Raw genomic sequence first — 13,554 nt, forward strand, 5'->3', positions numbered from 1 at the left:
CATCTGGAATGACTCGATTCATAAGGCCCCAAGCCCTCGCCCCCTTTGATAGCCCTTCATGAGAGCGAAAAGCTGATATCTTGCCTTCAATGTCGAAACGCGTGAATTCCTGTCGCCGCCTCAGGAGACGACCACCCGAACTCAGTTCTAAAAAACGTGATTTATTGTCGCGTCATGCGAAGGGACCATCTCGACCAGATGTTCTACAACCTTAGTTAGAAGCTGTAATAGTTAACTATTTGCTAAAGTATCGCCCCAATTTGTAACGCGGGTCAACTGGGGTTGTGTCATGCCGCGCATAGTTCACAGACTGTACGAAACCGGACTACTCATTCAGACATGACGATTTTTAATACTTTATAGACGCCGTCGTCTCAGACTGAGAATCCTAATACAATGGTGGGTTGTCGTCTGCGTTTCGCGGGAAACCGACAAGAAGACGCTGCACGGCCTCATGGTCGGACGGGTGCGTTCAGCCGACTACTACAAGGAAGCAAGGCCCGGCGGGTTAAGGAGACCTGCGGCGCTGGACTTGCTGATGATTGCCAATGTCCCGGCTTCATCAACTTGTTTGATAAAGATATTTCGTGTTAATGACGGATGGTCATAATGTAGTATGAGGTAGCCGAGATGACCGCACGGATAGCCGCTTTGCAGCCTGATACGCTGCGCCGTCAGAGCGAAAAAGCTGTTCGTGATAATATCACGTCCGGACGTTATGTTCCGGGTTCCCGCCTGATCGAACGCGAGCTGTGCGAAGATCTTGGTGTCAGCCGCACTTCGCTGCGTGAAGCGCTCCGCAAGCTTGAAGCGGAAAAGCTTGTGGAGATCGTCCCTCATAAGGGTCCGGTCGTCGCTATCATATCGCTTGAGGAGGCGCGTGAGCTTTACGCGCTTCGCGGCGTGTTGGAAGGCTTCGCCGCGCGAGAATTCGCCCAAAATGGCAGCGATGCCTCCATCGAAGAGTTCGCTAAAGGAGCGGAATTCCTAAGACGTGAATCACAATCGGGTGATACCACTCGGGTAATTGACGCGAAAAGTTTGCATTATAATATCATGCTCGCACATTGCGGAAATCACCTCCTCAAAGAGGTGCTGCAGAGTCTGTTCTCGCGAATTAACATTCTGCGCGCCACATCGCTGATGCACCCGAACCGTATTTCGCAAAGCCTTACAGAAATCGACGACCTCGCGGCTGCACTGAGGCGCCGGGACGCACCTGAGGCGGAGAAATTGGCGTCGCTTCACGTGCGGAATGCTTGTGTGGTAGCCATGCAATTGTTGGAAGAACAGCGTCGGCTCATCTTGAGGTAGATTGACTGGCATGCCGACGATCGAAACAAATCGGAAAGCTTAGCCCCCGCGCTAACTCCAAGGCCATAAATTTCCCTCGGCCCGTAGTATGCTATTCTACCTGCCAATCATCGTAAATACCGCTACCCGTGCGAATGCCGGGTAGTTGACGCGGGATCTACAACTGCCGCGTCCAAGTTCCATAAATGCGCATTACGCGCAAAGAGCGCGCCTTTTCAGACGCTTATGTAATTTTGGCCAGCCGGTCGCGGGTTCGATTCCCTTCAAGGCGAGGGGCAACCTCGCGTGCCAGGTGAGCCCATTCTTCGGGGAGAAGGCTGCCTGTAGCCTCTTATCAGCCGATCAGCCCCTCGCTCTCTATGCCCTTCGTAAGCTCCAACGCCTGGCGCTCAAACAGCCCGCGATAGATCCCGCTCTTGCGCCGGATCAGGCTCGCGTGGGTGCCTTCCTCTGCGATATGTCCCCGTTCGAAGACCAGCAGCCGATCAAGCGTCCGCACTGTCGACAGCCGGTGAGCGACGACGAGTGTCGTACGGCCCTCCATTAGCTTCTCCATTGCCTGTTGGATAAGCATCTCCGACTCTGAATCGAGACTTGAGGTCGCCTCGTCGAGGATCAGAATGGGCGCGTCGGCCAGGAATGCCCGGGCGATGGCGATGCGTTGCCGTTCGCCACCGGAAAGTTTGATGCCACGTTCGCCGACAAGTGTCGAATAACCCTTTGGCAACGCCTCTATGAAGTCATGGGCGCTGGCAAGCCGCGCGGCCCTTCGAATTTCCGATTGCGTGGCAGTTGGTCTTGCATAGGCGATATTCTCAGCTAGCGTACGGTGAAACAGGATAGGTTCCTGCTGCACAATGGCGATCTGGCGGCGAAGAGAGGTCTGAGCCACCTTGGAAATGTCCTGCCCGTCGATCGAGATTATCCCGCCGTTGATATCATGCAGACGCTGGATCAGTTTAATGAAGGTTGTCTTTCCAGAGCCAGAATGACCGACGAGGCCCACCCGCTCGCCGGGCTGGATGGTGACCGAAAAGTCCTTGTAAAGCGGGGCATGGTGGTTGCCATAGTGGAAAGTGACACGATCGAACGTGATCAAGCCAGCCTTCACATGAAGCGCTGGCGCGCCCGTAACATCTTCCACCCCCAAAGGCTGGGCGTGGATAGTGACAAGCTCCTCCATGTCGTTGACCGAGCGCTGCAGGTTGCGAATATGCATGCCGATTTCGCGCAGGTAGCCCTGGAGAATGAAAAACGCAGTCAGGACGAAGGTGATGTCGCCGGCTTTGGCCTTGCCATTGGCCCAGAGCCAGAGGGCAAGGCCCAGCACGCACCCACGCAACAGGCTAAGCAGCGCATTCTGCGAGGTGCCGTTCAGAGTGCCCCGCGTCCAGGTCCGTCGTGTTCGATCTTGCCACTTGCGAGTGACGAAGGAGAGGCGCTCGTCTTCGCGGCTTTCGGCACCAAAGGCTTTAACCACCGCATTACACGTCACCGCGTCGGCGAGCGCGCCTCCAAGACGCGTATCCCAACTGTTGGCCATGCTGGCCATAGGTGCGACATAGCGCAATGCCATCACCGCAGTGAACACAATAAAGAGGACTGAACCGGCGCCGACCAGCACTCCCATCATCGGCCAGTACCAAGTCATCAGGATCGTTGAGCCGATGAGCATCACCAGCGACGGGAATAGCGCTACGAAGACGGTGTCATTGAGGACGTCAAGCGCCCACATGCCGCGCGTCACCTTGCGCACGGTAGAGCCGGCGAAGCTGTTGGCATGCCATTCGCTCGAAAACCGCTGGATATGGGCGAAAGAGTCCGCGGCAATCTCAGACATCGACTTCAGGGTGAAGCCTATAATGGCAGTGAACGTCGCATGCCGTAGCATGACGGCGCCGATCGACAATGCCATCAGCCAACAAAAGGCGTTGATGGCATTGCTCCATGTTGTGGCATCGCTCGCCTGCCCGGATACCACGGCATCGACCAGCCGACCGGAGAACAGAGGTGTCAGCACATCCGCAAGCGTCGAGAGCATGACCGTGAACAACATGAAGAGCGCACGGCCCGGCTGATGCTTCCAATGAGCCCAGCAAAAACGGAAGACGCTGCGAAAAGCCCCGCCGCGGCGGGATTTGAAACCAAAAGCCATTGATATTTCCGGCTCACGCCGGCTCCTTCACAGGGAAAAGGATGTCCGCGCAGAAACGCGCGAAATGGTTTTGTGAGGAATGATCGACGGGAGGGTGGCACCAGTCAATCAGGTTCTATCGCGTCAAAAAAACGCTGCAGGCTTCAGGCGAACTTCGCGGAAGCTACTCGGGAGTTGTGAAAATTTGCCATCGAAAACTCCCTAGAACCGTGTTGATGATTGCCAATCCTAGATCGATTGGGGACGCAGGCCAAGTCGAACCCGGCGAGATTTCCAGCTAATCTTTGATATGCGGCAAAGTTGCAACAGATCGCGGGCGGCACCTGCTATCGATGCGTTCCGAATTTCCCTCGTCGTCCGCGCTGTCAAGAGGCCCAGATCTAGCCTCGCTCTCATCATGTTGGCGTCACAGACCAGCGCTATCAACCTCACAAAAAAGAGGGTGATCGCATGTGCCACGATGATTTGACGATGTCGGAAGTTCTCCATGATCCGATGATCCGGCTTATGCTTCGCGCTGATCACGTGCCGTTGGGTGAATTTGCGAAGATCATGGAAAACGCCGCGCGGGCTAGAAATCTCGCGTCTCAGGATAGACGCGAGCGGCTCCCGCGCGAAACTCGGCAATGAGGGTATAATGGCACAACAGTGTCGTTCGAACTTTGAGGACTAGGAGTGGTCAACATGACGCCCGACCGTTTCAGAGAATGCCTGAACCTCATCCGCTGGACATCGATTGATTTGGTAAACTCGCTGCATTGCGACCTTGCCTGGATCGAGGCGCTGGAGTCGGGCGAAGTCGCCATTCCGGGTGATGTCGCGACATGGATTGAGACGTTGGCGCAATGCCACAGCGAGAATCAGCCGCCGACAACCCACCGAGCAGTATCGTTGACGCTTCTAAACTCTCCGGAGTTAAAAGGCGTTGGTCATCGAAGTCAGAACGCTTGAACCGTCGTCCTAAATGACGCAGCAGTCGGTGCCCGAAGGTCTTACTACAGAGGGACAGGCTGTCGTTGCCTGGCGGAGTTGGCGAGAATCCGTATTCCATCAGGACCGCCGCTCGCACCCAGCTAACTCATTTCTTTGGGACATACTTCGGCTTCGGTTGATACAAGCGCCGTTTCACGTTGGAGCGCAACGCATTGCGCAGATCCTTGTCGGCAGTCGAAAGGTCAAACCATTCCGAATCGAAGTAGCCACCGCACCAACGGATGGTTTCATCATACTCCGGGTCTTCCCGGTCGGCGATGATCTCCAGGAACCGCTCATATCCCGACACGCCGCCGACATCCTCCGGTGGTCGCGCCCTTGCGCCTGCGACACAGCTCCCGTGCTTCGGCGTAGCAGTGAGCGTCAAGAACTCTTCAACCACGACGGTGTGCTGCCAGTCGTCCCCGAAATCATAATGGTAGCTGAACACGGAACCTTGCTCGAAGTCCAGCAAACGGACCTCGCTCTGATCGAAGACCCGAGGATCGTCGTCGGTGGCATCCTCCGTCAGGGTCTCGACTTCCCCATACCGCAGACCACCGATCCGGAACTCATAGAGGTGATAATTCCACCAGTTGAATGCAGCCTGAATTCCAAGATGCAGATGCTCTAGGTTCCATTGGACCGGCAGGACCAGCCGGCGCCAGACGTCTGGTTCGATCTCGTCGATAGAAACTCTGATCTGCACAGCATTCGCGGCTTTGAACATTCCCCGAATGAACAAGATAGACGAAAGATCGTCAAGTCGGTCGGGGTGCGGCATGCCAGGATGTTTTGCGGCGCCGTGTGTTCGTCCTACATCAAGGGTAGTTGATAGGTCCGTATGCGTGCCTCTTTCATGAAAACCAGCCAGAACTGCCTTCCCGACAAGCCACCGGCCTCCATCCGGCGATGGGCGTCCGATGTAGCCGTGAGCGGATATACCGCTCTAGTGACCGGCTTAAGCTTGCGGACAGCCCTCGGCAGCGTTGGCGCCGCAATGAATCTGTAAATCGGACGGGTTCATGGGGAATGCTATAGGGAGGGTTGTCCTATATCCGAAAGTGCAGTTATCTTTCTCGTAATGAGAAGCACTCGTCAACGCAGAGAAACGGCGACGTATGAAAACGGCAATCATATTTGACTGCGAATTTCTTTGCTTGGAAGGCTCTCAACGTCGATTTTGGTGTGCAGCCCACGATCCGGATCCCGTGATCGCGCAGATCGGGGCGGTCAGGCTGGGGCTTGAAGGTGAATTTCCGATTTTGGGGACATACAAGGCATATGTCCAGCCGGTCGACAGGTTTGGCAACAGGTATGCCATCGATCCGTTCTTCACCAAACTGACCGGCATTACCGAAAAAAACATCGAGGCCGACGGCGTATCCTTGCAAGATGCCCTCACTGGGGTCGATAGCTTCTCGGAGGGTATGCGGTTTTGGTCATGGGGCAAGGACGAGCTGAACATGGTCGCGATTAGCTGCTATATCGCCGGTATCCAACCTCCCATTCCGGCCCACCGTTTTGATAATGCCGTCAAACTTCTGCTTGCAGCAGGTATGCCGGTCGAGGATTTGGCGAAAACACCGAGCAACAAGCTTGCCGGCTACTATGGAATTGAGCATCACCCACTGCAGGGCCATGACGCACTCGATGATGCCCTTTCGATATCCTACACCTTGCAGCATCTCATGATGGCTGGACAGTTGGCGCCTGAAGTCTTTGATCGCCGGTAGCTGTCTCGGGTGTTAGGAGAAACTGGCGACACCCTTGCGCGTGCGGCCGCCAGGCGTTAAGTTTATGTCGCCATGAAAACATTCGCTCTCAACATCGCAACGGCCTTCTTCGACGCCTAAGGGCGCTCCCCTTGCCGGAGGGGTTCGAAGCAGGTGCATCGCACCTGGGTACGTTTTAGCCAGCCTCGCATTGGCGAGCTTGTAATGCTGGCTGCGATTCTGAGAGACTTCCATGAAATTCGTGCATTCTCGCACCGATCTTCCGAGCGAAGATCTGGCGAGCGGTAAGGTCCTGTTCAGCCGACCCGGCCTCACCGCCTTTCCCGTACGACCTGCCAGTGAATTGTTTCTGCGAGCGACCTCCCTTCTGAGGAGGGAGGGCCGGACGTCGCCTTACCACCTGTATGATCCAACTTGCGGAGGCGGCTATCTCGCCACGGTGTTGGGCTTTTTGCACGGCGACCAGTTGAGAAATATCAGCATGTCGGACGTCTCGGCCTATGCCGTTTCGGTCGCAGGAAAAAACGCGGCTCTCCTTACAGAGGAAGGGCTATCTGAGCGTCTCAGCGAGCTGAGCCACTTCGTTGCTCTGCACAACCGCCAAAGCCATCGTGCCGCGGTTGAGAGCGCCAACCGGCTTTTTGATCTGCACGGCCATCTGTCTACACATGTCATTCAGGCCGATGCGACAGATGCTGAGCTCCTTGCCTTAAAGCTAGCCAATCTGCCGCCTGTCGATCTAGTGGTGGCAGACGCGCCTTACGGCAAACAAGAGTATTGGCGAAATGGAGCACACGAAGCCGCTCTGCTGGCCTCGCTAGCCAGCATCAATGTTCCGGTCGTCATTCTGGCGACTGCCAAAGGAATTAAATTCGACCATCCCGGCTTTGGGCGCGCCGGCAAATATCATCATGGCCATCGCACTCTATGGCTCTTCCGAAACAGTAATTTAGCAGTTGATACTGCGATATCATAAGGGGAAGCTTATGCCACTCGTCATCCTCACCGGCGCATCCGGAGCTGGCAAGACAACAATTGCTGAGGCGATCGAACACCGACATGGCCAGGAGTTCGACGTTTTCTACAAGGACCGTATCGGTGTCCCACCCGTGCGAGAGATGATCGACGAATTCGGCTCAGTCGAGGGATGGCAGAGAGCGGCCACTTTCGAATGGATGGTCCGATTGTCTCCACTATTATCACAAGGCCGCAACGTTCTTTTTGAAGGTCAGTCCCGATTTTCGTTTCTGGCTGAGGCCGCCGAACGGGCAGGCATTGCTTTCTATACCGCAATCCTCGTCGACTGCGACGACGAGACCAGGACCGAACGTCTTACGATCGATCGAGGTCAGCCTGATCTCGCCAATGCGGACATGATGAACTGGGCCAGCTTCCTCAGAAATGAGGCGTCCCGCCACGGGTGTGAAATTCTCGATACCTCGGCACTGACCTTGAACCAGGGGATCGAACGCGTGCTTTGGTATTTGAGGAGCGAAGATGTTTAATTTCGAAACGTGTGCGGCGAGCGCGAAGGCAGGGAATCTTCAGAATTGGGTTCTCTCCTATCTCGCGACCGGCTATTGGGCGAACTTGGGTCTACGCGACGGGCTCCACGCCTATCTCGGATCTTTGGCAGAACGATGTACAGGGGGTAAAGCTCGCGAAAATAACCTTTGTATGAGCAAGAATATGGCAACAGCCGCCAAGCTCGATAAAAGGCCCCATATGGGCAAGAGAAGGTAATATTTCAGAGACAGCATTGGCAACGGTAAAAGGTTGGATGTGGTATGCCATAGCGTACAATAGACGAGAGCAAAGGCCGGAAATTCGGCTTTTAGATACACATAACTAGTTGCGACATGAAAAACCTTTGTGAAGATCAAAAAATATAAAGCCAGTAATATTGACGCGATACCCGGGTCGACTCCGAGGTAAGCGAAATGGCGTGATACTGAGGAAAATTGTGTTAATCCCTCGAGGAGGGCGAATGGGAGAAGTGCGATAACTGGGTACGGCGTACGCTTGAACACCCACACGATCAGAAATTTGATACCTTCTTCTAGGAAGGCGAGCAGCGTTGCTTTGAATATTATAGCAAAGTCTAAGGACACCGCCGCTCTCCCACTCTTAATGAGCTTGTGCTGAGCGCTATCTGCCCGGTCCGTCCCGACCATTGCCAGTGGGGGCTCCCCCACCGCCGTAGTCTCCCATAACGGTATATCCCGCTGGATCCGGCGCACCGTTCCCGAGCATAGAACCAAGAAGAGAATTGCTCCAACCAGGGTTATTGCTCGGATCTTTCGATGCTGCCACCTGGCCGTCGAAACTGTATCCGTCTTTGACGCCCATCCCTACACCTTGGGACATAGAGCTTGAACCGGATGAATTTGAAGAGCCACCCATTAAACTTCTCCTGCTGTTGTGAACTGAGCCGAAATTTAATTATGTAATGCATTCACAGTGATAAATATTTGTGGAAAATGCCTTGGCGATCACCCCCAAAAGTGGCCTTAGATAGGAAAACAACCGTTGGACGAGATCCCAGCATCACTGTCATGGTTCACAAAAACTACTGGGAAATACACTGCGCATATATTTGAACTTTCAATAATCTCTATCGTAATGCGCCTCCTAGGGCTTGTTCAGCCGTTTGTTTTGAAGGCGCTTATCGACAGAATTCTCCCGTTTCAACGAGAGGCTAGCCTTTACATTGTCGTGGCTCTGCTCGTTGTAGTCGCCCTTTTTCAGAGCGCATTTAAATCCGTGTCGACATATCTCGGCGTAGATCTGGTCAATCAATTAACGCGCGAATTTAGCAGTCGCATCTATGAACACGTCCTCCATCTGCCGCTGCGCACGCTGCAGAAATGGCAGGTGGGGGAGCTCTTCGCGCGCATGGGCGAAATCGAGACCGTCCGCCGATTTCTCACTGGAACCATTTCTGGCGTCGTCATCGACATCGTCTTTTCGTTTATCTATCTGGGCGCTCTTTTTTCGATCAGTCCATCGCTTACGCTGATAATAATTGTGGTCCTGCCGACACAAATGGCAGCAATTGCAATAGTCGGTCCCTTCTTGCGCCGCCGCCTGAAACAGGCGTTTCTGGCAAAATCAGCACACCAGTCCCGGATGATCGAGACATTTAGAAACGCCGAAACCGTGAAAGCGCAAGCAGCTGAGAACCGGTATGCAAAACGTCTCGATGGAACGATGTCTGCGTCCTTGGATCTAGGCTTCAAGATTACGAAGTTGCACATCTTCAACGGCATCATCAACGATGCCTTTAACAATGCGTTTGATATCCTGATCGTATTCTTTGGCGCCGGACCTTCTCAGGGAGGTGCATGAATGGACCGGATTTGCAGACCAGTTCACGCATGTCCGGACGGGCGATGCGCCGCAGAACATCTCCGCCATGCTCGCCGGCGTGTTGGCGGATGGCACCAATCTTGGCCCAAAACGCATGGCGGGAGCCTCCAAGGGGATCAGTGCACATCAGATCGGTTGGATGCGCACTTTTCATGCCCGATCCGAGACCTACAGGGCGGCCCAGGCCTGCGTGACGGATACCCATGCGCGTCATCCGCATTCGCAGCTCTGGGGAGACGGAACGACCGCCTCATCCGATGGACAGTTCTTCCGCGCCAGCGACCGGGCCGCCAAGCGCGGCGACATCAATCTCCATTATGGCAGCGAACCCGGTTCGAAATTCTACAGCCATCTCTCCGACCAGTACGGATACTTCGGCATATTGCCAATCAGCCCGACCGAGAGCGAAGCGGTCTATGTCCTCGACGGTCTGTTCGACCACGATACGATTCTGGAGATCGAGGAGCATTTTACCGATACCGGTGGCGCGAGCGATCATGTCTTTGCGCTGTTCGCCCTGATCGGCAAGCGTTTTGCACTCCGGCTGCGCAACATCAAGGAGCGGAAATTCCATACCTTCGAGAAGGCCGATGCCTATCCGGCGCTGGAAAACCACATCGGCGCCCCATCAACACCGCGCTTATTCTCGAACATTGGGACGATCTTCTGCGTCTGGCCGCCTCGATCACGACGCGCACCGTCGCACCGTCAACGATCCTCAAGAGGTTCTCCGCCTCATCTAGATCCAGCGATCTCGCCAAGGCCTTGCGCGAATTGGGCCGCATCGAGCGCACCCTGTTCATGATCGAGTGGTATTCCAGCCCGGCGCTGCGCTGGCGTTGTCAGGCCGGTCTCAACAAGGGTGAAGCTGCGCACAAGCTCAAGCGCGCCGTCTTCTTCCATGAGCGCGGCGAAATCCGTGATCGGTCCTTCGACAGCCAGGCATTCCGGGCTTCCGGCCTCAATCTGGTCGTCAGCGCCATCGTTCACTGGAACACCGTCTATCTGAGCCGCGCCGCAGCACTTTTACGAGAACAGGGCCGGGATGTTCCTAACGAGCTGCTGAAACACGTCTCGCCGCTCAGTTGGGAGCACATCAACGTTACCGCCATCTATTCGTGGGATGCTGAGCAACAGATGGCGGAGGGCTTTAGGCCCTTGCGACTTCCTGGCAGGATGCGGCGGGCCGCATAGCGGGATTCGAATTTCAATTGCTCATGCGAACCTATCGAATAGTGGTTGACACAGTTTCCACCTTGATACACTTTCGCCAAAGGTAGATACGACCTGCTGGTTGCACCCGTCAGGGAATGGTGAACGTATCACGCCTCGATGGCCTTCCCTTTGCCCGAGCGACTAAGTCAGCTAACGCAACCATCTGGCGCTTTTGTTCGCTCCTGCAAAGGACACGTCTATGCGCGATTACCGCGAAGCAGAAATCATGGCCCAGACTCTACGTGAGTCTTTGGCCGCAAAAGACCTCGTCGTCAGTCACAGTGAAAGCCTCGAGCTTGTTTCGAAAATGCTGGGACTTCCCGATTGGAATACGCTATCGGCAAAGATACAAGGAGGTCGCGACGGAGCGGCCTTGCCCCAAAATAACGCCGAAAGTTTGAGGGATTCGATGGATGAACGCAGCCGCAAATTAGCAGAACAGGCCGCACCCTCAGGAATCCCCTCATTCAAATGATCCCGAAAGTACGTTTGAGGATTTGATGGTCGCGGAAGAGCGTCTCGAACTGTAGGATGAGAGGGCGTAATCTTTCCTCGGGCATGTTGGGGATCAGTTGATAGTACATCACGCCCTGCCGGAAGAGTGAATGCACGCGTCGCGATGTCGTGCTCGTGCGCAGATGGCGGTCGTAGCCGATGGCCTCTCCGGCAGCGCCCAGCAGGGTTAGGAGCACAATGGCAAGAGCGGCGATCAACCACAGCCTGTCGCGCCGAGCGGGCGTGGAGACGCGGGTTGCCGACATGCCCATCCCGAACCGCCAATCCTTGGCATCGCGAAACGCGCATTCGATGCCCCAGCGCCGGGAGTAAAGATCAATGAGGATCTTTGCCGTCACCTTGGTCAGGCTGGTTGCGAGGCACCATGGCTCTTTCATGTCCTTGGCGTGGACGCACACGACCGCACCGACGGGGCATCCCTGCGCCGTGACTGTCGCCTCGCGCAGCAGCCTGGCACGTCCCGAGGGGCCGATCCACTCCTTCGCCGGACGGCTCTCACCGCCGGTCGTCACCTGGATGTTGCCGCGAAAGCGGATGACATAGTCGAAGTGCAGCTCGTCCTTTAGGACGCCGTAGAGCTTGGCGTCGCCAAAGCCGCGATCGGCGACGAGCAGCACCTTCACTTCTGTTGGCAACAGCTCGGCAAGCCGGGTCACGATCCAGTATTCATACTGATTGCGCCGCGCTTTCAGCTCCGCCTTGCGTACCGTCAACCACAGGAGTGGCGTCGCCCGGCCATGTTCGGTAAGCAGCGACAGCATCAGGGTCGAGTGCCCGTCGGCATCGAAGTCGGTCCAGTCCATGGCGACGACGATATCGGTGCGGCTACCAAGACAATAGTCGGCCCAGTCGGCCATCAGCGCGTCGACTTCGATCCCGTCGTTCGACAGCATCCGGTCGACCTGCTTGATCGCATGACGCGAGAGCCCTCCTTCGGCCAGCGCAAGACCGTGGCCAATCGCGCTCACCGCCAGCGACGACGCCTGCAGCGTGCCAACCGTCGCCTTCGCCAGCGAAGTTACCCGCTTCGCGTGCAGGCCCTCGCCAAAAAGTTCGTCAACAAAGGAATGCACCGCTTCAGAAGAAAACTCCGCCTTGCCGTTCATCTGACTCTGCTCTCCGTTCGAACGGAAATGCAGAATCATCTTTCCCGCCCTACGTCATCTCAAAATGAGGGGATGCCTGAGGGCCGCACCGCGAACTGCGGTTCCATTCGCTTCTCAACGTTTCGACAAGTTCGTTGGCTACTATCAACTTAAGCCCGGCACTTTGTTCCGAATATATCGCGAAGGCGAAAGATTCTTTTCCCAAATTACAGGGCAAGGACCGGTAGAAATCTACCCGGAAAGCGAAGTGAAGTTCTTTACGACCATCGTTAACGCTCAAATAAGCTTCATCATAAATTCCCAGGGCCGGGTAACTGATCTCATTCTCCATCAGGATGGCTTTGAGCGATCATGGAAGCGCATCGATGGGAAAAGCGCAGAACGCCAAATCACGAGGCTTGAGGAGCGTATCAAAAATAATCTACCCGACCCGCGTACAGAGAAGGCCCTTCGTCGATTTGTCGAGGGGATAATCTCAGGAGATCCCAACTACGACGAGATGGCCCCCGAGCAGGCCCAAGCTATCCGTGACCAACTGACTGGCTTGCAGTCTTTTATTCGAGAGAAGGGGCAAATTAGGTCGATTCGGTTTGTTGGTGTTCAAGAAAACGGCGACGATACCTATCACGTCGAGCATGAAAGGCGGCTCTTCCGCTGGACTATAGGTCTCGGTTCGGATGGCAAAGTTGAAAGGTCATGGGTCACCTCCGGCGGTTAAAGGGCTAGCCCTTTAACAGCTCATCAAAAGGTAGAAGCACGATAGTGGCAACGATATCGCCATAGGCATGCACGTTGCCGCCATTAGTTTACGATCCGTGGGTGGACCATTTTGGGAGTTCGTAGCGCGGTTCACGCTACGTTCGACCTTAGCGCAGGATTTTGAACTGCTCTTGTTCCGCCCCCAATGTGCCCGGCAATAGAACCATCCCATGGCCGAGAATGACATCGATCTGTCGGGCCTGAGCAAGGGCCATGATCTCACGGCGTTCGGCTCGATGTAGCTTCGCGCCGGAACCGGTCTCTTAGAAAATTCCGGTGACACTTTGACCGGCGCGTCTAGCAAGCCCTACCGCGACGAATTGAAAAATTAACTTGACAGATTTACTCAATTTCAGGTGAGTTTGGATTGTAGAGATTGTTCTCGAGTGCTTTCGTAAAACCGATTATTGGG

At 55.2% G+C, this 13,554-nt stretch carries 11 protein-coding genes and 2 pseudogenes; 9 read left to right on the forward strand and 4 right to left on the reverse strand.

Features of this window, described 5'->3' with window-relative positions:
• The first annotated feature begins 630 nt into the window (after positions 1–630).
• Positions 631–1,314: a GntR family transcriptional regulator gene (locus J5274_RS25495; protein ID WP_219275765.1), complete on the forward strand. Its 684-nt coding sequence runs from the start codon at positions 631–633 to the stop codon at positions 1,312–1,314.
• 334 nt (positions 1,315–1,648) lie between these two features.
• On the opposite strand, the gene J5274_RS25500 is transcribed toward J5274_RS25495, so the two are convergent.
• Positions 1,649–3,469: an ABC transporter ATP-binding protein gene (locus J5274_RS25500; RefSeq protein ID WP_219275766.1), complete on the reverse strand. Its 1,821-nt coding sequence runs from the start codon at positions 3,467–3,469 to the stop codon at positions 1,649–1,651.
• A gap of 684 nt (positions 3,470–4,153) precedes the next feature.
• Here J5274_RS25500 and J5274_RS25505 point away from each other — a divergent pair.
• Entirely contained in the window at positions 4,154–4,420 is a 267-nt protein-coding gene (locus J5274_RS25505; RefSeq protein ID WP_219275767.1) for a hypothetical protein, read from the forward strand.
• A 127-nt stretch (positions 4,421–4,547) separates the two neighbouring features.
• On the opposite strand, the gene J5274_RS25510 is transcribed toward J5274_RS25505, so the two are convergent.
• Positions 4,548–5,171: a plasmid pRiA4b ORF-3 family protein gene (locus tag J5274_RS25510; RefSeq protein WP_219276044.1), complete on the reverse strand. Its 624-nt coding sequence runs from the start codon at positions 5,169–5,171 to the stop codon at positions 4,548–4,550.
• A gap of 391 nt (positions 5,172–5,562) precedes the next feature.
• Between J5274_RS25510 and J5274_RS25515 the strand changes: the two genes are divergently transcribed.
• From J5274_RS25515 to J5274_RS25540, 6 genes and pseudogenes are all read left to right on the forward strand, one after another.
• Entirely contained in the window at positions 5,563–6,177 is a 615-nt protein-coding gene (locus J5274_RS25515; protein ID WP_219275768.1) for a 3'-5' exonuclease, read from the forward strand.
• 232 nt (positions 6,178–6,409) lie between these two features.
• Positions 6,410–7,153: a hypothetical protein gene (locus J5274_RS25520; RefSeq protein WP_219275769.1), complete on the forward strand. Its 744-nt coding sequence runs from the start codon at positions 6,410–6,412 to the stop codon at positions 7,151–7,153.
• Between the two features lie 10 nt (positions 7,154–7,163).
• Positions 7,164–7,682: an AAA family ATPase gene (locus J5274_RS25525; RefSeq protein WP_219275770.1), complete on the forward strand. Its 519-nt coding sequence runs from the start codon at positions 7,164–7,166 to the stop codon at positions 7,680–7,682.
• 1,117 nt (positions 7,683–8,799) lie between these two features.
• Positions 8,800–9,525: an ABC transporter transmembrane domain-containing protein gene (locus J5274_RS25530; protein ID WP_224130075.1), complete on the forward strand. Its 726-nt coding sequence runs from the start codon at positions 8,800–8,802 to the stop codon at positions 9,523–9,525.
• A pseudogene (locus J5274_RS25535) lies at positions 9,500–10,740 on the forward strand (Tn3 family transposase); the annotation flags it as partial. The gene J5274_RS25530 and the pseudogene J5274_RS25535, both read left to right, overlap by 26 nt.
• A 220-nt stretch (positions 10,741–10,960) precedes the next feature.
• On the forward strand, positions 10,961–11,236 hold the full coding sequence (locus J5274_RS25540) for a glyoxalase superfamily protein (RefSeq protein WP_219275772.1): 276 nt from the start codon (positions 10,961–10,963) through the stop codon (positions 11,234–11,236).
• Here the strand turns inward: J5274_RS25540 and J5274_RS25545 are convergent.
• Entirely contained in the window at positions 11,229–12,383 is a 1,155-nt protein-coding gene (locus tag J5274_RS25545; protein WP_142832625.1) for an IS4 family transposase, read from the reverse strand. The genes J5274_RS25540 and J5274_RS25545 overlap by 8 nt on opposite strands.
• A 64-nt stretch (positions 12,384–12,447) precedes the next feature.
• On the opposite strand from J5274_RS25545, the gene J5274_RS25550 reads away from it, so the two are divergent.
• On the forward strand, positions 12,448–13,101 hold the full coding sequence (locus J5274_RS25550) for a DUF3471 domain-containing protein (protein ID WP_219275773.1): 654 nt from the start codon (positions 12,448–12,450) through the stop codon (positions 13,099–13,101).
• A gap of 217 nt (positions 13,102–13,318) precedes the next feature.
• On the opposite strand, the pseudogene J5274_RS29165 reads toward J5274_RS25550, so the two are convergent.
• Positions 13,319–13,498, reverse strand: a pseudogene (locus J5274_RS29165) (hypothetical protein); the annotation flags it as partial.
• Positions 13,499–13,554 lie beyond the last annotated feature (56 nt).

Origin of the sequence: Rhizobium sp. L51/94, assembly GCF_019355555.1 — a bacterium.
In the GTDB taxonomy this organism is placed as follows: domain Bacteria; phylum Pseudomonadota; class Alphaproteobacteria; order Rhizobiales; family Rhizobiaceae; genus Rhizobium; species Rhizobium rhododendri.